This is a genomic window from Ammoniphilus sp. YIM 78166 (genome assembly GCF_004522215.1).
Classification (GTDB): domain Bacteria; phylum Bacillota; class Bacilli; order Aneurinibacillales; family RAOX-1; genus YIM-78166.
This window is the reverse complement of sequence record NZ_SDLR01000003.1, coordinates 154807-174167: the sequence shown is the minus strand read 5'-3', so window position 1 is coordinate 174167 and position 19361 is coordinate 154807. Positions and strand designations below refer to the sequence as shown.

Sequence of the window (19361 nt, the reverse complement as noted above, 5' to 3'; positions counted from 1 at the left end):
CGAGGAAAGACAAAGCATCATCTGACACCGCGATCACTTTCATAGAAGGAAAAGCGCTCCGGATGGATCCAATCACTGTCCAGCCTGGTGGACAATGTTCAAACCCTATCATCCAGAATCTGAAATATTTGTGCACCAAAAAAGGGAGAACCCAAAAAGAAAAGCCTTACCTTTCATCGTGTAAAAGGTAAGGTTTTGTGGTATCTGATAATGATTCTTTAACAGAATTGCATAGAGATTAGTAAGGTCGATATGGGTATCCCCAATAAGGATATGGAGGGTAAGGATATGCCGGATAAGGGTATGGATAGCCATAAAACGGGTAGCCAAATCCGAATGGTCTGCCAAATCCAAAGCCTGGTCGACCAAACCCAAGACCTGGGTAGAAGCCAAAGCCGGAGCCGGGAAACCCAAGACCGAAGCCTGGGCGACCGAACCCAAGCCCAGGATAAAACCCAAAACCTGAACCGAATCCTCCCAAACCAAATTGTCGAGCATTTTCATTGGATAGGTTATTATCATAAATTAATTGTATTTTCATTGTCGATTATATTTTCGCTTTTTAAATTCATTATTCTCCCTCATTTCCCAAAATTCACTTACGCTAAAGGATATGTTCTCATTTGGGCTTAAGTGCTTGGGCACATGCTAGAGGATTCAAAGAAACTTAAATGGATGTATAGAGCCCTCATTCTCAGTATCCGATATGATTCCGGATGCTTGCTTACCTCCCCTATCTTCGTTTTAATCTATTTAAACTACGAATTGTAGTGTATGGCAGTATGATTGAAACTTAAACTTCTCTTATATAGCACTCCCAGCGAAAACTAACCTATATTCCCAATGCTTTCCCTCGATCTTGTCCACTCGCACTCCACCTGATGACTTAGAATAGGTATGCAGCATTTTTCCATCTCCCAAGTAGATAGCCACATGCGTGATTCTTTGCTTTTCTGGATTTAGGGAAGCGTAATTGGCCTTCTTAGACCCTTTGTAAGACATGAAAAACATAAGATCACCTGGCTCTAGCTCTTTCCAATTCTTTGTGACCTTTCCCGACTTCTTCACAAATTCAGCCTGGGTCCTTGAATTCGTAGGCAGTTTAATGCCAGCCCCTTCCCAAAATGCTTGACGGACAAAATCGGAACAATCAAAGGTTCTCGTATTGGAACGACTTGAACCGAACTCATAGGGGGTTCCCATGTATCTTTTTCCGGCTTCAATGACTTGTTGCGCCGTTATCTGCTCGTCCACTGCAGCCTCAGAATGGATGGGGTACCCCATCCAACCACCAATTACTATACTTGCTGCTAACGCGTAGTTAAGAAATGTTGCCTTTTTCATCATACTCATCCTTTCCCTAGTTGAAATTCATGTTGTCATCTCATTGAAAGAAATTTATCATTCCTTTTAATCCCTAAGCTTATTGACGATTTGCGGTGCCTTCATTCCTACAAAATTATCCTCTCCCGCATCCACGATTATGCCGTCCTGGACGAGTCCATACCCGCGCAAAGGTAGAAATGAATGATCGGCCTGTTCTTCGATCAATCCAAATTTCTTGTGAATTTCCAAGCCTGAAACAGCGTGGACCTCAAAATTCAGCCTCAATTCTTCTTTCATCCTCGCCACTTCTTCCTCTGTGCCTGGAACAATGATATGAATACTTACATCAGTGTCAGCCAGCTTACCCCATCTCTTTTCCAGCTCCCGAGCTGGCCTCTGCAATATTCTCAATAGGTTGAGGTAAATAAAAAGAAAGCATGTTTTCCTTTGTCAAACCCCTCCATCCCAAAAGCTTGGCCTGCTGTACTTGCTTGACTGCTGCAGCCGACAGCGATGATCATGCATAGCAGGATGATAAGAACACCTTTCTTCATTTTGTTTCCCTCCTTCATGTAGTCACACTACTGATTGTAGTGTTTAGTTGCAAAAAAAATTAGGTAATAGCCACCAAGAACATACACATTAAGACGAGCAGGACTTGGACGGAGACAAGAACAGATTTTGTTTCTAGTCTAACAGGGATCGTTCTCTCGGGCTCAACCAGTTGTTTTAACCTATAGTTGACAGATTCATTCGATACGTCTGCGAAATACGCTAGGACAGGTGCAGATTTTTCACTGAAGCAATTCTTGATCAGTTTGAGCAAAGCACTTCCCAACCCCAATTCGGAACCCATTCTTTCGATGGCATATTCATCCGCTGATAGCTCACTGATAATACGATAATTCTGATAAGCCCACTTTGTAACGGGAATATACCACATAGCCTGGGAAATCAGTTGCAGAACAAAAAGCTTTAGCGAATCGAAATTCTTCTGGTGATGCGTTTCATGGTGAACAACCGCTTCGAGCTCAGGATCATCGAGTATCTCAAGCAATCCAGAAGAGAGTACGATAGTAGGGTGTCGAAACCCCATCGTAAAAGCAATCAATTGATCATGTTGAATGATGACGATATCCTGATTGGGACGCGCAAGCTCTTGATTTACGATGAGACGTAATTCGTGATTTTCAAGAGACAGGATCTTTTGACGAAACCTGCGTAAAAGAATAAATTGTTCTGTCACCTTGAAGAGCGTAACTAACGCTGTGTACGCAATTAATGTGTTCAAGAGAATGATGGTCAAAAAATAATAAAATGTATCTTCCTTGAACAGACTAATGCAAAAGTGGAAGAAGTTAACTGGCACACTCACTCCAAAGATGACATTGATAAGGTACATCCCCATTTGGCTCCAAACCAAGCCAGCGATGGCTAGACTCAATCCGACGATAAATACAGACTTTCTTCTCCACATCATGATGGGTTGTCCTTTTTCAATTGCTGGATTTTTTGTTCCAATTTATCAAGCAGGGTCTGATCAGCTTCCTTTAATGCATCAAGCATATGGTTGATGACAACGCCTCCGAACTCATCAAGCAAGTTCTCGGTTAATTTCTTGGATTGCTCTTCGATAAACAGTTCTTTCGATTGGTGGGGACGAAACATCGATTGCCTCCCACCTACAACACTAGGCAAAGCTGCTTCCATTCCGGCAATACAACACCAAAAAAATTAATTTTCATATACTGATGGATTAACTATATGCAATAGCTCGTTACCTAAAAGTCCTGCAATAATATTTTGAGCAGCAATCATAGCCATGTTGGTTCTGGTCGCAATACTGGCGCTTCCGATATGGGGAAGTGCGGTGACATTTGGCAAGCTAAGCAGAGGATGATCCGTCGGAGTAGGTTCTACATCAAATACATCCAACCCTGCTGCCCAAATCTGCCCTTCGGATAATGCACGATAGAGGGCGGCTTCATCCACATTTGTCCCTCTGGAGGAGTTAATAAAGATCGCATGGGGCTTCATTAAGCCAAATTCCCTATCGCCCATGAGCTTGTTCGTTCCTATTCCCCCCGGTGCTAGAAGCACTACATAATCAGACTCTTGAAGGAGATCATCCATTAGGCAATACTTCGCTCCGAGCTGTTCCTCGACCTCAGGACGCGGGTTACGGTTGTAATAGAGGATGTTCATCCCAAACCCTGTCGCTCTGCGGGCTACCGCTTCCCCGATTCTCCCCATTCCGATAATCCCGATGGTAGCTCCATAAATATCCTGACCCGTCATCAGCATGGGGGACCAGCTTGTCCACTTTCCCGATTTGACATAATCATGCCCTTCCACGACTCGACGCGCCGTAGCCATCAGCAGGGCAAAGGTGAGGTCTGCTGTTGTTTCGGATAAAACCCCAGGGGTATGTCCAACAGCAATTCCTCTCTCTGTAGCATACTTGATATCAATATTATCAAATCCAACGGCCATTGTACTGATGACTTTTAATAGGGGAGCAGATGCAATCACTTCTCGATCGATCCGATCCGACACATTGGTATAGATTGCATGAGCATCCTTCACTTCTTCAAGTAAAACCTCCTGCGGGATCGCATCCTCTTCCTTGTCCCAAAGGAACACCGTTGCATGCTGTTCCAGCAGTTCAATGGCCTGTCTTGGAATTCTTCTTGTTATTACCACCTTTGGAAAATCCATCTTAATTCCTCCTCTTATCTAAAAGAAAGGGAACAGCTATAGCACTGTTCCTTTTGGATACTAGACTTTTCTATTAGGTGCTAACTCCATGATACTATAAAGCTTTTCTTAATAGCTCCTCGTACCCTTTTTGAGTGGGAACTCGAGGATTGTTTCTTACTAATCGATGGATTTGTAAGGCTTTCTCTGCAATTTCAGCAATATCCTTTTCTTCAATTCCAATTTCAGATAAATGAGTGGGCAGTCCGATATCCACTAACAATTGAAGAACGGCTGCTACAGCAGCCTTGCCTGCTTCTTTTTGGGACATGCTGCGCACATCGACTCCGAATGCTTCTGCGATTTTTACCATCTTCTCCGTTTCAACGGCTAAGTTATAATCCATGACGTATGGAAGCAACAATCCGGTCACTTCACCATGAGGAGATTTTACGATTCCCCCAATCGGGTACGCCAAGGCATGGGCAGAAGCTGTCCCTGCGTTCGAAAAAGCCATCCCGGCCAATAAACTTCCTAATAGCATATTCGAGCGAGCTTCTAGGTTTGTCCCTTGCTGTACAGCCAGTGTCAGGTTTTTAGCAATCAATTCTATGGCTTGCAAGGCCAAAGTGTCACTGATAGGAATGGAACCTTGGAACAAGATTGGTCCCTCCGCTTGGATATAGGCGGAAGGTTTCGCAGTATAAGCTTCTACCGCATGAGACAGGGCATCAATTCCGGAGCAGGCTGTCACATACGCTGGAAGACCAACAGTTAACTCGGGATCAAGAAGGGCCACCGCTGGTCGCAAGTAATTATCCGAAACCCCAACCTTTAAGTTGTTCTCCACATCTGTCAACACAGCGACAGAGGTGACCTCCGAACCTGTTCCTGCCGTGGTCGGAATCGCGATGAGAGGAGCAATCGGCCCCGGTACTTTGTTTTCCCCAGCGTACTCTAGAGGATGTCCACCATGCGCTACAAGAAGCGCTACCATCTTCGCCATATCAATGCTGCTTCCGCCGCCAAGTCCAATAATGGCATCTGTATCCATTTGGGATTTAGCAAATTCATAACAGTCAAAAGCAGATTGGACAGGGGGCTCCGGTACAACTTGATCATAAACGACGACATGGTAGTTTGATTCCCTCAGTAGGGTTAAGACTCGGTCGGCAATCCCCGCTTTACTGATCCCTGGATCAGTGACTAACAACACATTCTTGGCCTTCAAGCGTTGGAGAATCGTATCTAATTGCTTAATGGATCCATTACCAAAAACGATTCTTTCCGTTGAGTAGAACTCCCAGCTATTTCTCATCCTTTTCCTCTCCTCTTTTACAGGCTAATAACCACAATTTTTTCATCTGTCATTTCTTGCACGGCATGATGTGGCCCTTCCTTACCTATACCACTGTCCTTAATCCCGCCGTAGGGCATAACATCTGCGCGCCATGTGGAAACATCGTTGATGATCACTCCGCCAAACTCCAAGCTGTGTGCAGCGCGCATAGCTAAGGTAATATCCGATGTGAATAAGCCCACCTGCAAGCCAAATCGAGTATCATTCGCTTGTCTGAAAGCATCCTCTATATCATCAAAAGGAATAATGCTGATCACCGGAGCAAAAACCTCTTGGCAAACGACCTTCATTTCCGGTGTTACACCGGTTAAGATCGTAGGCTCTAGAATAGCCCCCGTTCTCTTGCCACCCACGATGATCTTTGCCCCTTGCTCGACGGCTTCTTGAATCCATTGCTCTGCTCGCTTAGCTTCCTTCTCCGAAATCATCGGTCCAACATCCATTGTCGGATCTTCCGGATTTCCAACATTCAAAGATTGAGCCACTTGAACGGCTTTGTCCATAAAACGATCAAGAATATCTCGATGAACATACACGCGCTGAACAGAAATACAAGCTTGACCGGCATTAACGTAACCTCGGGTTACACAAAGCTCTGCAGCTTTTTCAATATCTGGTGCATCTCGATGAACAATGTTCGGAGAGTTATTTCCTAGCTCTAAGGTGACTTTCCGTATGCCGGTCACACTCTTAATATGTCGCCCCACTCCTGGGCTGCCCGTGAACGTATACATCGCAATTCGCTCGTCCTCTAACAGGTGTTGCCCTGTTTCTTGCCCAAATCCATTGACAACATTCAAATACCCTGCTGGAAGTCCGGCTTCCGTCAGAATTTCCGCCATTTTGCAGGCAATAATAGGGGTCATCTCAGCCGGCTTTAACACAATGGAATTTCCTGCAGCGATCGCAGGTCCTAGCTTATGGGCGGTGAGGTTAAAAGGAAAGTTGAAAGGCGTAATGGCTCCGATTACCCCGACTGGGACGCGAATCGAGAAAGCCATTTTGTTGTCTACACCAGCTTGATTAAGCGGGATTCCTTCGCCAGATATCCGCTTCGCTTCTTCCGCCGATGCGATGAAAGTTTGGATTCCCCGATCAATTTCAGCCCGCGCATCCTTCAGGACTTTACCCACTTCACGCACGATGATCAGCGCTAGCTCTTCTTTACGTTCCTTAAAAATTTCTGCTGCGCGCATCAGAATTTCATAGCGCTGCCACGGAGTCAGCTTTATAGAATGGAAGGTCTCAAAGGCATTGGTTACAGCCTCCGTCACGACTTCACGGGTTCCCTTCCCTACTTTCGCAAATTCTTCCCCCGTATATTTGTTATAAACCGATAAAGTTTCCTCACTCTTTATCCATTCTCCATGAATATAATGACCGTAATTCATCTATCCTGCTCCTCTCTTGGTTTCTCCATGGTTTAATGGCCAATACTTGATAAATATCCATGATCATCAAAATTGAAGGATTCCAGATCACCTACCACTTCTACTCCGGCAAGCTCCCGAATCTCTGGCACAAGAGCTTCTGATACATACAGGTGCTCTAGATGCAAGGTGTTGGGGATCCAAACTATTCTTGCCTGCTCAGGTGCAACTCCCCAGTTAGCCCGTAAGGCCGCCGTTATGGCTTCTTTATCATCATCTAGGACAATCGGAATGGCCGCTCGTTGTAGAAACGTACTTGTCACCACATTCTCATTCATCTTATGAAAATTTACTTTTTCAAATAATCGCTTCGTAGTTAGGTCTGCCAACCCAATCCCTAAGGCATTGCCATGAGATTCTTCACTTATATCCCTTGCTAAAATATATTTAATACGCGGCGACTTCGGCTCTTCGATCCCGAGAATGCGGATTCTGCCGATAATATTGGTATCCATGCCGGTGCCACTGTAATTTTTTCCGATCTCATCTACAATCAATAAATCGATATCTTCCACAGGAAGTTTAGGCATGAGGGCTGCGGATTCTGTTAACAGCTCTCTTTCCCTTTCCCTAATCTTCTCCGTAGGAACAGCTTCAATCTTGGCTGTTTGCTCAAAAGCATTTTCAATAATTCCAATTCCACAAAGAATGTTCGCCTTTTGCAGCATCACCTCAGCTACCTCAGGCATGATGTCTCTTATGCCATGTACTCCGTAGCTGTGTATCAGTAGAGCTTGCTTATGCTTCCCCAAGCCAATCGCCGCCATCTTCATCAAGCCGCTCTCAATCCCAATGGGGGATTTAAAATCGGTATGCACTTTAATTCTTCCCATGAGGATGACACCATCTGCTTCCCAAGCATTTCGGTCATAATGAACAGGCATTCCGCCTTCCGTTTCACCAATATGGACTACCTCCATTGACGAGAGGATCGGCGCCCCGCAAAAGGCTTCTGTAATGCCCAAACTTTCGAGAACTTCTACTTGCCCTTCAGCTGTTGCCCCTCCGTGGCTTCCCATGGTAGGAACAATGAACGGAGAGGCTCCCATCTTTTTCAACTCATTTGCGGTAGCACGAATAATCACAGCAATGTTGGCAATGCCGCGGCTTCCAGCTGTGATCGCAATCCTCATTCCTGGCTTGATTTTCTCAGCCAACCCTACTTTCGCGAGCTGTTGGGCTACCATAGCATCGATATCTTTCACTGCGAGACCTTGGAAATACTGTTTAACTTTCACCATACGAGGGAAATTCAAGATCTTTTCCTCCTTTCTTTGCCCAACTCTTCTATTATGTAGGGCTAACACCTCCTGGTGTTAGCCTCGATTTCTGTAAAGCTCTGCATAGAAAAGAAAATGGGCTAAGAAACCCACTTTCTTTTTGAACCTTTAAGAATGAGCGGTCACTCTTTTCTTCCCGTTCACCAGTCGGATAGCTGTCTTCATGGCTGCGATTTGGGCACCTGGATCAGCCTTGTCTTGCCCGGCGATATCGAAGGCTGTTCCATGGGCTGGCGTCGTAAGGACGACAGGCAGACCTCCGCTGATGGTGACTCCGCGGGTAAAGCCAAGCAGCTTCATGCCGGTCTGGGCCTGGTCATGGTACATCCCTACAAGGCAATCGAAAGCTTCTTTATCTAAGCGGCGGAAAATGGTGTCTGCAGGGAACGGACCGCTGACATGGAGGCCTTGTTGCTGGGCTTCCTTCACTGCAGGGCCGATCTCTTCAATTTCCTCCATCCCCATCAGTCCGCCATCACCGGCATGGGGATTAAGGGCTGCAACCACAATTTTCGGATTCTCATATCCGGCACTGCTTAATGTATCATGGGCAAATTGAATGATCGCAGCAACTCTTTGCTTTGTCACTAAGGCGCTTACATCCTTAAGGGGGATATGGGAGGTCACGCGAGTCACCCAAAGTTTATCCATGTGATTGATCTCGCCAAATCCCTCCTTGCAATCCAATAGATCGGCGAAAAAGTGAATCTCATCTTGGAAGTGGTAGCCTCCGCGATGTAAGGCTTCTTTGTTTAATGGAGCATAAACAATCCCATCAATCTTGTTCGCTTTTGCCAGTCCCATAGCGTATTCCAGCGTTTCCCCTGTCACTCGCCCGGATTCCAGCGAAAGGCTGCCCAGTTGAATTTGGCTAGGATCTAAATTTTTCAAATCGATCATCCAGATCGTATCCTGGTTACGCTCCACTTCCTCGATCGACTCCACCTTCTGATAGGAAAGCTTCAGGCCCGTGATATCCTCTCCTTGCCTGCACACTCTTTCATCTCCAATAAGCACCCACGTTGCAAGCTCCCGAACTTCTTTCTCTTGCAAGGCCTTGACTACCAGTTCAGAGCCAATCCCTGTCGCTTCCCCAAACAACAGCGCCATTACCGGTTTATTACTCATGTATTCTCCTCCTTTTTTTATATTCTCTATAACGCTACTCCCCCCGCCATATCGCTGGACGCTTCTCGAGATGGGCTTGGACGCCCTCAGCAAAATCCTTGCTCCCGTACACCCTGGCCACGACCTCGTCAAAGTCTTGCTCCCTGATGGCCATTTGGCTTGGCAATTGAAGGCGTCTCAACGCTTCTTTCGTAGCCTGAATCGTGAGGGGCGCATTTTTGCTGATCTGTTCCGCAATCTCCATGACCTTAGGGAAAAATTCATCTTCCTCAAATATCCCCGTCAAAAACCCTAGGTTCATGGCTTCCTCAGCTGAAATCAATCGAGAGGTGAAGAGCAATTCCTTGGTCCGCATCGCCCCTAATTCCTGCACAAGCCGGTTATAATTGTTCAAGCTCAAGCAGTTTCCGAGCGTCCTGGCCATGGGTGCCCCGAACTTCGCCTTCGGCGTCGCGTAGCGCAAATCGCAATTCGTGGTCATCATCATCCCCCCACCTACCGCATAGCCGTGGACGGCAGCGATCGTTGGCTTGGGGAAATCAATCAGCTGTTGGGTAATGCGGTCAATCCGATGCTCATACTCGATCCCGTCACGTCCGGTAAAGCCGAGGAATTGGCTGATATCGGTACCCGCAGCAAGCGCTTTATCCCCGTCCCCGCGAATGACCAGTACCCGCGTTTGCGAATCAGCAGCCAATTGCACTAAGTGGTTCTCGAACTCTTCATACATCTCCCAGGTAATGGCGTTAAGCGCACTGGGTCGGGAGAGTGTCAGCAGGGCAACGCCACCTACTCTTTCCAGCTTTACGCAGCCAGGGTCACGCGGTTTCATCTCTGACATTTCTTTTTTTCCTCCTTCTATTAGATGGCTTGCTTGTCTCTTAGGCTCTGAATTTCTTCTTCTGAATAGCCTAAACGCTGAAGCAGCATGTCGGTATGTTCACCGAGCAAAGGGGCTGGCAATTCCACCGAGCCAGGAGTCCTGGAAAGCTTCACTGGTATTCCCGGCATCATGATGCTGCCTGCAACCGGATGCTCTTGCTTTACAATCATTTCTCTGGCGATGACCTGAGGGTGGTTGACAACCTGCTCTACATCATGGATCGGACCGGAAGGAATGCCCGCTTCTTCAAAAATAAAGAGCCATTCCTCGACCTTCTTGGTTTTCAGGATGTCGCTCATCAAGGGCTCCAGCATGGCCCAATTGCTCGTCCTCGCTTCATTCGTGGCGTATCGCTCATCCGAAATTAAGTCCTCTCGGTTCACGGAAAGGCACCATTTTTTCCATAACGAATCATTGCCTGCCGCCACCACAATATAACCATCCTCGGCCTGAAAGGCGGCAAATGGCGAAATGGAGGGGTGGCGGTTGCCCGTAGCTTGAGGGGACTTCCCGGAAACGGCATAGCGAGCAATCGCATTTTCTAAGAACGCCACTTGACAGTCCAGCATCGCCACATCCACCTTTTGCCCCATGCCGGTTTGGGTGCGGTGATGAAGAGCCGATAAAATGCCGATGGCCGTAAACATGCCCGCTGTAATATCGCCTACTGATGCCCCTACTCTGGTCGGGGCGCCTCCCGGTTCTCCTGTTAAGCTCATGATACCGCCCATCCCTTGCACAATCAGGTCATAAGCAGCCTTTTGGCTGTAAGGCCCCGTATGTCCGAAGCCAGAACTGGCGGCGTAAATGATCCTCGGATTGACCTGCTCTAGCTCTTCATAGCCTAGGCCAAGCTTCTCCATCGTCCCGGGACGATAGTTTTCAATTACGACATCCGCATCCTTGACCATCTTAAGAAAAATCTCTTTTCCTTCTTCCGTTTTCAGGTTTAGCGTGACGCTTTGCTTATTACGGTTGATGCTCATGAAGTAAGCGCTCTCACCATTAACGAAAGGACCATACCCTCTTGCGTCATCTCCTCCGAATGGAGTCTCGATTTTGATGACCTCCGCACCTAAGTCAGCTAGCAGCATGGATGCATAAGGACCGGCCAGCACCCTTGTCAGATCAAGTACACGAACTCCCTGCAATGCCTTTGCCATACAGCACTCCCCCTTTTAGATCACATTTGCCTCGCGCAATTGCCGAATCTCTTCTTCGCTTAAGCCAAGCTCCATTCTAAGAATCTCGTCCGTATTCTGTCCGAGCAACGGAGCCGGCTTACGGATTTGCCCTGGTGTCTTAGACATCTTCGCCGGGATGCCCAGCGTCTTCATCCTGCCTGCCACGGGATGCTCAAATTCCTGAACCATGCCGCGGGCTGCGATATGAGGATCGGCCAAGGCTTGGTCATACGTATTAATAGGTCCGCCCGCAACTCCCGCCTTCTCCAGGAGCTCCACCCAATGCTGGGTTGTTTCCTTCTCCAGCACCTCTTCAATGCAAACTTCCAGCTCGTCTACATGTCGAATCCTGTCTTTGGGCTCACGAAAGCGCGGATCCTCTATCCACTCCGGCTTCTCGACGACATTCGTACAAAATTTCTCCCAGTTTCTCTGATTGGCCCCGCCTACGAGTACATACCCATCTTGGGTCCGGTAAGCTTGATAAGGAGCAGAAACCCGATGCCTTGAACCTGTTTTCTGCGGAACGGTGCCCTCTGCGAAATAAGCGGCCGATTCCCAAACGCTCCAGGCCAATCCGGACTCCACCAAGGAGACGTCGATGAATTGCCCTTCACCTGTTCTTTGCTTGTGAATATAAGCAGCTAAGATCGAATAGAGCGCGGTCACCCCAGCAGAAATGTCGTTCATGGCAATCCCTGCCTTTACCGGGCGCCCACCCGGCTCCCCGGTCATGCTCATCAGCCCGCTCATCCCCTGGGCCATAATATCGAAGCCGCCTTTATGACTGTATGGACCGGTTTGCCCATACCCCGAGATCGAACAGTAGATGATACCGGGATTAGAAGCAGATATCACTTCGTAATCAATGCCCAGTGACTTCACGACACCCGGGCGGTAGTTTTCTATAATGACATCGGCCTTTTGGGCAAGGTCCATGAAAATTCGCTTCCCTGCTTCCTCTTTCAGGTTTAGGGTCACACTTTTCTTGTTTCGATTAATCATCATGAAGCAGGCGCTCTCGCCGTTTACGAAAGGACCCATTCTCCGCGTGTCATCCCCTCCAGGAATTCTCTCGATTTTGATGACTTCCGCTCCTAAGTCCCCAAGCACCATCGTGCAGTATGGACCTGCCATCACCTGCGTCATATCTAATACTCTCATGCCTTCTAACGGCAGCATGAAATCCCCCCCAATCGACAAAATGTTTGAACAAAATGTTAAAGTATTGTATATTTTTATTATATTTTAAAAAGTGTACGGACTCTATCCATCAATAATTACACTTAGTATCCATAAGTTACAAAACCCCATAAGAAAGGAATACACCATGAGGCTAGAGGCATTGACCCGTCCTTCTCTGCAACTCCGAATCACCGGTCTCGTCATGATGGTCGTTCTCCTTGCGCTGCTGATTGCTGGTCTTTCTTTCAGCAAAATTATCCAGCAAGCTGTTGAAAGGGAAATTGGACATAGCGCGATGGAAACCGCCCGTTTTCTGGCCCAAATGACACTCGTTAAGGAAGCACTGAAAACTGAAGATCCATCTCAAATCCTTTACCCGCTCATGGAGCAGTACAAACAGAAAACCAATGCGAAATTTATCGTGGTCCTCAACAATCGAGGCATCAGATATAACCACCACCTCCAGGGAGAGATCGGCAAACCGTTTACCGGCGGGGATGAAGGGCCTGCTCTGCAAGGAAATGAGTACGTTTCCAAAGCAACCGGAATGTCAGGTACTTCCATCCGTGCTTTCACCCCCATCTTCGACTCCGAAACGAATCAGCAGCTTGGCGTAATGGTCGTCGGAATGTTCGAGCGGAATATTTTTGAAATCGTTGTATCCTACACGTCCTCGATTATTCTATGGCTCGTGGTTGCTTTTGCGGTCGGCATTATGGCATCGGCCCTCCTGGCCAGAAGCATCAAGAAAATCCTACATGGACTCGAGCCCGATCAAATTGCCCGCTTATTCGTAGAAAGGGAGGCCATGCTCGAATGCTTAGGCGAAGGGGTCATTGCCATTGATCGCCATTCTCGCATTACGCTGGTAAACGAATCCGCGAGGAACATGCTATCCATCGACAAAAACCCGGTAGGGAAGAAAATCGATGAGGTGCTGGAAGGCTCCACCTTAACCCGGGTAATCGATAGCAATGAACCTGAGAGTGATTTGGAAATTCACTTAAATCAAGTCGCGATCCTTTCCAATCGTTCGCCCATTAGGGTGAATGGCAAAACTGTCGGAGCCATAGCCGTCTTTCGGGACCTGACAGAAATTCGGAAATTGGCGGAAGAGCTGACGGGAGTCAAGAGCTATGCCGATGGATTGCGGGCCAAAACGCACGAGTTCATGAACAAGCTGCAAACGCTCTCTGGCCTGATTGAGCTCGAAGAGTATGATGAAGCCAAGCGATACATTTACCAAACCACATCCAAGCAGCAGAAAATGCTTCAGTTTCTAAATCGGAAGATTCGCGATGCCAAAACCGCTGGTCTGCTGCTAGGCAAGATACAGCAAGCCGAAGAACAGAAAATAAGAATAGCGATGGATCCGGGGAGCTATATGGGAGAATTGCCTCCTTCCATTTCCAGCGATACTCTCGTCCTCATCCTGGGCAACCTGCTGCAAAACGCAATGGATGCTCTAAATCAGGAAGGCGAAGATGGAGAAATCATAGTCAGCCTGGTCGATAGCATGGAAGACATCTTGATCGTCGTAGAAGATAATGGTCCGGGTATCCCTAAAGAAAAACTGCCTTTCATTTTTCAAAAAGGCTATTCTTCAAAAGGGAGCAACCGGGGTTACGGACTCTACTTAGTTAAAAATCAGGTAGAGCAGGTTGCGAAGGGTGAGATTCATGTTTCCACGGATGTTGGTGAAGGGACAAGCTTTTTTGTTCGACTTCCTAAAGACTGCAATTCCAAATCAACCGGTTAGGAGGAATGATCCATGAGGATTAACGTGCTGATAGTGGAAGATGACCCTATGGTTTCTAGCATTAACAAAAGGTTTTTGGGAAAAAGCCTTGAGTTCTCGTTGATTGGAACGGCAAAAAACGGAAAAGAAGCCTTGGCTAAAATAAAAGATACACCCATCGATTTATTGCTTCTGGACATGTATATGCCTGTTTTGAACGGACTGGAATTACTCAAGGAAATCCGCCATTCTGGATATCAATGCGATGTCATCATGATTACCGCCGCAGATGCTCCTGAAGTGGTGGAGGAAGCCTTGAGGCTAGGGGTTGTCGATTTTATTCTTAAACCCTATGACTACAAGCGCTTTCAAGATGCCTTAATGGCTTATAAAAGAAGATATGAAATGTTTAGGGCTCACTCCTTTGCCTTCAATCAGGAGGTCATTGATTCCCTGCAAAGGCAGCCCGTGGCGAAACCGACTAGGGAAGACGAGCTTACCCCTAAAGGCATCGACCCCATTACCTTGAATTTGGTTCGTGAAACGCTGCAGCAATCAGCTCAGCCTCTATCTGCACAAGACATCTCGGATCGTACCGACTTATCCCGAATTACGACACGGAAATATTTGGAGTATTTAGCCGAGTTGAATGAAATCATCCTTGATCTAAAGTACTCCAATCAAGGAAGACCGACGAAGCTCTACATTTATGCGGGATAAATTCCAAAAGGAAAACGAGACCGTGTGCGCAGCAGTCTCGTTTTCCTCTCTATTCTATAATTCTCTCTTCCCTGTATTTGCTTCCTTTCTCAGCATAATGTCTAGTGGTTCCCATAAGCATTTGCATATCCTTCTCCGTCAGTTCCCTGACCACTTTGGCTGGGGAACCCATTACTAGGGTGCGCGGTGGAATCTTTTTTCCCTCAGGAACGAGGGATCCTGCCGCTACGAGAGCATATTCCCCGATTTCCGCTCCATTCAGGATGACCGCTCCCATCCCGATCAATGCCCCTTTTCGAATCGTACACCCATGAAGGATGACATGATGGCCCACCGAAACCTCATCTTCGATCACCATCGGATACCCTGTGTCCACATGACACATCGTGAAATCTTGAATATTGACTCTCTCTCCTATTCTCATGGTATCATTGTCTGCCCGCAGGACACTATTAAACCAAATGGATGAATCCTTCCCGATCGAGACATCCCCAATCAGTTTGGACCCTGGTGCTACATAAACGCTGGGGTCTAGCATCGGTTTTTTATCCTCATATGAATACATCATAACGCAAGATTCCTCCTCATTTCTAATGACTAGCTAGCGACTTCGCTTTCCTTTTCCACTGCTTTTTTCTTTCTGAACAATCGGCCGATGAGCGGGGACAGGCAGATGAGCACAACGATGGACAGAATCGTCGCGGATATCGGGCTCTTGAAAAAGATCGATGGATCCCCATTGGATAAGTCCAGCGACTGACGGACAGACATCTCTAACCGCGGTGCCAACACGAACGCCAACAGCAATGGGGCTACCGGATACTGGTGAATGTTCAGGAAAAAGGCCACTAAGCCTGCGAAAAGCATGAACCAAACATCGAACATATTATTATTCACGCTATAGGCACCAATGATGCAGAGAACCGCCACAACCGGAATCATTACCGCCGAAGGGATTTTAAGCATTTTTACGAGAAGGGGAATGATCAATAAGGAGGCCAATAAACTGATGACGTTCCCTACATACATGGAGGATATCAAGCCCCAGACAAAATCTGGACTTTCCGTAAAGAGCAATGGACCTGGCTTTAGTCCCCACATGATCAAACCGCCTAATAAAATCGCCGATGTTCCGGAACCCGGAATTCCAAGGGCGAGCAATGGGCCAAAGGAGCCTACGGCCGCCGCATTATTGCCGGATTCTGCAGCAGCTACACCCGACAAGGAGCCTTTTCCCATCGCGGCCCGATCTTTCCCCACTCGCTTTTCCAAAACATAGCATAAGAATGCTCCCGTGGTGGCTCCGGCTCCAGGCAAGATTCCTAAAAAGTTCCCTAGCAGGCCTGATCGAACGGAAGGGCCCACGATCCCCTTCATTTCCCTTTTATCTAGAAGGCTCTCCTTGATGGATAACTTCGTCTTTAGCTCCTTGACATCCAGTCTTTGCGTCATCATTTCCATCACTTGAGCAAAGCCGAACATCCCAATGACTAAGGGAATAAAAGAGATTCCGCTGAGGAGATTAATAGAGCCAAAGGTAAAGCGCGTTTGACCCATGGCGGCATCGACCCCCACAGTGGCCAACAGTACGCCAAGAAAAGTGGTAACAATTCCTTTGGTCGGGCTATCGCCCAGCAGCCACCCGATCGAACACAGCGCAAGAAGGATGATCGCAAAAATTTCCGCAGGCCCAAAGGCCAATCCGATATTGGCAAGCCAGGGCCCAATAAAGGTAAGGGAAATGATTCCTATGGTTCCTCCGATAAAGGAAGAAAGGTTTGATGCATATAGCGCTTTGCCCGCTTTGCCTTTTTTTGTCAGGGCATTTCCATCGATGGCCGTCATCACAGCAGGCGAGTCTCCTGGGATATTTAATAGAATCGCGCTGAATGACCCGCCATACATGCACCCGTAGTAAAGGGCCGCTAGCATGATAATCCCAGTTATGGGATCCATCTTGAAAGTCAACGGCAGCAGCAGCGCTACTCCTGTTACTGAACCAAGGCCAGGAAGGGCACCGACAACAATCCCCAGCAGGGCTCCAATTAAGGCGGCAAACAGGTTATCCAGTGATAGAGCGGTGCCGAAGCCGCTCATCAGCAATCCGAAAGTCTCCAAACCTTTTCATCCCCTTCCGTAATCATTAAGTACCTAACACGCCAGTTGGAAGCGGCACATTCAGCCAAACTTTAAATACGAGATAAATGGCTACGGTTGTTCCTATTCCAATGGCTGAAGCTCGTCCGAGGCTATATTGCTCAAGGTATTTCAGCCAGGCAACGATGAACAGGCCGCAGGCGATCATCATGCCGAGATACTTGATGAAAAGCAGAACAATGAACACCGCAAAGACGGGAGCAAAGTTCTTCCGCTGATAGGCAACCTTTGCTTCCTTTTTCATTAACAAAATTAAAGAAGCAAGGATGAGCAGCACACCCATAACAGCTGGCAAAAAGCCTCCTCCTGGCCCCTTGTTCACCCAAAGCCCATACTCAAACGAGCCCTTATAAACTGCGTACCCACCAACCAATATCATGATAAGGGGAGTGATTTTGGTCATCATGGCATTCCTCCTTTGCAAGAATGGTAGAGATAGGATAAACGAGCCCTCGTGCAAGGGCTCGTCCTAGAAGAGCCAAGCTACTACTTGATGGTCCCTAATGCTTTATGAACCTCAATATATTTATTTAGATTTTCTGTAAAATACGCCTTGCTTTCTTCCGAATCTTTATAGGTTGGCTGCAAGCTGTACTTCTCGATGTAATTTTCCTGCCATTCCTTGGATTCGCTTACCTTCTTGAAAACATCTGACCAGTATTTCACCGCTTCCGCCGGCATATCCGGAGGACCGACAATGCCTCGGTACATTTCGAGAACGACATCCGGATAGCCTAGTTCTTTGACTGTAGGCAGGTCTGCAAAAGCACCTGGCAAGCGTTCCGCCGATGAAGTGGCAAGAGCCCTAATTTTTCCTGCTTCGATTTGAGAGTCGATTTCATTCGGGTTCGACAGCACCACGTCGATATGTCCCCCGAGCAAAGCGGAAGTCGTCTCACCGCCGCTATTGAAAGTAACATATTTTAATTTCGCCCCGGTATGCTGGTTGATTAAGTAGAAGAGAAGATGATCCTCGTTTCCAACACCTGAACCCCCTACGGCAATTTGATCCGGGTTCTCTTTCGAGGCTTGGATAAGTTCTTCCAGCGTCTTGTATTTGCTGTCTGCATTCACCGAAACCAAGAACGAATCGATCGCCATGGTGGCAATAGGAGTTAAATTTTCCAACGTCACATCATTCTTATTCACTACGGCAGATGCTGCTTGACCCGAAACCCAAGTTTGTATGGTATGAGGGTCCCCTTTCTTGCCAAAGGTATAAGCGTTTCCTACCGCTCCCGATCCGCCCGGCTTGTTTACCACATTAATCTGCTTGTCGGTGAATTTGTTTTCTGAAATGACTTGCGCAAGAACGCGGGCATTCGTATCGCTTCCTCCACCGGCACTGTAAGGAACTACAAATTCAAAATCCCGTTGCGGAACAAAACCGGTTGCGGATTCTTTGGTTTCCGTCTTGGTGCTGCTGCTAGCCGAACCTTGCTGGGCTGTATTGGTGCTTGATGAACAACCAGAAATCATTGAAACCGCAAATACAGCTGATAATAGAACTCCATGAATTTTTTTCACAGCAAAACCCCCTATTTTGATTGAATGCTTTGGTAAGCGTTTTCTTAAATTAAGTATACAACAATTCTTAAAATTTGATCTTTTATGGAATTAAGATGCATTTATGTAACTTTTGATAAGTCATTTAGGAAAGATAGGAATCTATGAATACGGGAACAAAGTCCTATAAAAATGCTAATATTACTTGCTTGTGCTGATAACGTATATAATCACTAGCTCAGGAATCCTAGAATTAGCGGGTTTGGCCCGGGGTTGCGAACCATAAGAATTCGGTTACACCTAAACAATAAAAAATGCAACCCTATAATCATGTTATAGGGTTGCATCCCAATGTAAATTTGCAGATGGAATTTCCATATATGCCAATAAAAAGACTGGCTTCACCAAAATGGCATTGAGCCTCCTTGCAATATCCCACCATGGAAGCAAATCAATTGCTCAATATCTAGATCAATCAACCTCCTAACGGATCGCACAGCTTCTTTTATATCCAATGTGTATTGTGGATTTGCAATATCTAGCTTCCCTTGTTCCAGTACAACATCATCTCCAGCAATTAATGTTTTACTGGATGGTAAGTACAATGAGATATGTCCGGGAGTATGGATCACTTCACTTCAATTCCACCACATCAAGTCAGATGCTCACCAGCCGAAACTGTACGATCAACCGATACGGGCTCAACTGTGTTTAAAAATGAATAGGTGGATTCAAGATTGTGAATTGGGTTACCGTTGTGGAAATCA

The 19361-nt window shown here is 47.0% G+C and carries 20 protein-coding genes and 1 pseudogene; 2 read left to right on the top strand and 19 right to left on the bottom strand.

Going from position 1 to position 19361, the window contains the following annotated elements; translation table 11 throughout:
• Nucleotides 1–238: 238 nt before the first annotated feature.
• The 14 genes from EIZ58_RS12345 to EIZ58_RS12285 form a co-directional block, all read right to left on the bottom strand.
• Nucleotides 239–541 carry a hypothetical protein gene (locus EIZ58_RS12345; protein WP_205672179.1) on the bottom strand — a complete coding sequence of 101 codons (303 nt, stop codon included), beginning with the start codon at nt 539–541 and terminating at the stop codon, nt 239–241.
• Between the two features lie 263 nt (nt 542–804).
• Entirely contained in the window at nt 805–1344 is a 540-nt protein-coding gene (locus EIZ58_RS12340; RefSeq protein WP_240689055.1) for a C40 family peptidase, read from the bottom strand.
• Nucleotides 1345–1410: 66 nt separating this feature from the next.
• A complete protein-coding gene (locus EIZ58_RS12335) occupies nt 1411–1737 on the bottom strand; it encodes a redoxin domain-containing protein (protein ID WP_167577654.1) in 327 nt (108 codons plus the stop codon).
• Nucleotides 1734–1880, bottom strand: a complete 147-nt coding sequence (locus EIZ58_RS33280) for a hypothetical protein (RefSeq protein ID WP_167577653.1) — start codon at nt 1878–1880, stop codon at nt 1734–1736. The genes EIZ58_RS12335 and EIZ58_RS33280 overlap by 4 nt, the downstream gene beginning before the upstream one ends.
• 59 nt (nt 1881–1939) lie before the next feature.
• Entirely contained in the window at nt 1940–2806 is an 867-nt protein-coding gene (locus EIZ58_RS12330) for a M56 family metallopeptidase (RefSeq protein WP_134701124.1), read from the bottom strand.
• Nucleotides 2803–2994, bottom strand: a complete 192-nt coding sequence (locus tag EIZ58_RS12325) for a hypothetical protein (RefSeq protein ID WP_134701123.1) — start codon at nt 2992–2994, stop codon at nt 2803–2805. Before EIZ58_RS12325 ends, EIZ58_RS12330 begins: the two co-directional genes overlap by 4 nt.
• A gap of 66 nt (nt 2995–3060) precedes the next feature.
• Nucleotides 3061–4044, bottom strand: a complete 984-nt coding sequence (locus tag EIZ58_RS12320; RefSeq protein WP_134701122.1) for a 2-hydroxyacid dehydrogenase — start codon at nt 4042–4044, stop codon at nt 3061–3063.
• Nucleotides 4045–4138: 94 nt separating this feature from the next.
• Nucleotides 4139–5341 carry a hydroxyacid-oxoacid transhydrogenase gene (locus EIZ58_RS12315; RefSeq protein WP_134701121.1) on the bottom strand — a complete coding sequence of 401 codons (1203 nt, stop codon included), beginning with the start codon at nt 5339–5341 and terminating at the stop codon, nt 4139–4141.
• 17 nt (nt 5342–5358) lie between these two features.
• Complete coding sequence (locus EIZ58_RS12310; protein ID WP_134701120.1) at nt 5359–6774, bottom strand: aldehyde dehydrogenase family protein; 1416 nt, start codon at nt 6772–6774, stop codon at nt 5359–5361.
• Nucleotides 6775–6806: 32 nt separating this feature from the next.
• Complete coding sequence (locus EIZ58_RS12305) at nt 6807–8069, bottom strand: nickel pincer cofactor-dependent isomerase, group 22 (RefSeq protein ID WP_134701119.1); 1263 nt, start codon at nt 8067–8069, stop codon at nt 6807–6809.
• 132 nt (nt 8070–8201) lie between these two features.
• A complete protein-coding gene (locus EIZ58_RS12300) occupies nt 8202–9221 on the bottom strand; it encodes a 4-hydroxythreonine-4-phosphate dehydrogenase PdxA (RefSeq protein WP_134701118.1) in 1020 nt (339 codons plus the stop codon).
• A gap of 34 nt (nt 9222–9255) precedes the next feature.
• The gene (locus EIZ58_RS12295) at nt 9256–10062 is read right to left on the bottom strand and encodes an enoyl-CoA hydratase (RefSeq protein ID WP_205672178.1); all 807 of its coding nucleotides are present in this window, start codon (nt 10060–10062) and stop codon (nt 9256–9258) included.
• A 20-nt stretch (nt 10063–10082) separates the two neighbouring features.
• On the bottom strand, nt 10083–11267 hold the full coding sequence (locus EIZ58_RS12290; protein ID WP_134701117.1) for a CaiB/BaiF CoA transferase family protein: 1185 nt from the start codon (nt 11265–11267) through the stop codon (nt 10083–10085).
• A 15-nt stretch (nt 11268–11282) separates the two neighbouring features.
• Nucleotides 11283–12470 carry a CaiB/BaiF CoA transferase family protein gene (locus EIZ58_RS12285; protein ID WP_134701116.1) on the bottom strand — a complete coding sequence of 396 codons (1188 nt, stop codon included), beginning with the start codon at nt 12468–12470 and terminating at the stop codon, nt 11283–11285.
• 163 nt (nt 12471–12633) lie between these two features.
• Between EIZ58_RS12285 and dcuS the strand changes: the two genes are divergently transcribed.
• Together dcuS and EIZ58_RS12275 are read left to right on the top strand one after the other, a co-directional pair.
• Nucleotides 12634–14232: a DcuS/MalK family sensor histidine kinase gene (dcuS, locus tag EIZ58_RS12280; RefSeq protein WP_167577652.1), complete on the top strand. Its 1599-nt coding sequence runs from the start codon at nt 12634–12636 to the stop codon at nt 14230–14232.
• 12 nt (nt 14233–14244) lie between these two features.
• A complete protein-coding gene (locus EIZ58_RS12275; protein WP_134701114.1) occupies nt 14245–14931 on the top strand; it encodes a response regulator in 687 nt (228 codons plus the stop codon).
• Between the two features lie 49 nt (nt 14932–14980).
• Here EIZ58_RS12275 and EIZ58_RS12270 read toward each other — a convergent pair whose 3' ends face one another.
• The 5 genes and pseudogenes from EIZ58_RS12270 to EIZ58_RS34375 form a co-directional block, all read right to left on the bottom strand.
• Nucleotides 14981–15499, bottom strand: coding sequence for a gamma carbonic anhydrase family protein (locus tag EIZ58_RS12270; protein ID WP_134701113.1), 519 nt, complete (start codon nt 15497–15499; stop codon nt 14981–14983).
• Nucleotides 15500–15528: 29 nt separating this feature from the next.
• Entirely contained in the window at nt 15529–17049 is a 1521-nt protein-coding gene (locus EIZ58_RS12265; protein WP_205672176.1) for a tripartite tricarboxylate transporter permease, read from the bottom strand.
• A 25-nt stretch (nt 17050–17074) separates the two neighbouring features.
• The gene (locus EIZ58_RS12260; protein WP_134701112.1) at nt 17075–17494 is read right to left on the bottom strand and encodes a tripartite tricarboxylate transporter TctB family protein; all 420 of its coding nucleotides are present in this window, start codon (nt 17492–17494) and stop codon (nt 17075–17077) included.
• An 80-nt stretch (nt 17495–17574) separates the two neighbouring features.
• The gene (locus EIZ58_RS12255) at nt 17575–18615 is read right to left on the bottom strand and encodes a Bug family tripartite tricarboxylate transporter substrate binding protein (protein ID WP_134701111.1); all 1041 of its coding nucleotides are present in this window, start codon (nt 18613–18615) and stop codon (nt 17575–17577) included.
• A gap of 380 nt (nt 18616–18995) precedes the next feature.
• A pseudogene (locus tag EIZ58_RS34375) lies at nt 18996–19327 on the bottom strand (MBL fold metallo-hydrolase); the annotation flags it as partial.
• Between the last annotated feature and the right edge of the window lie 34 nt (nt 19328–19361).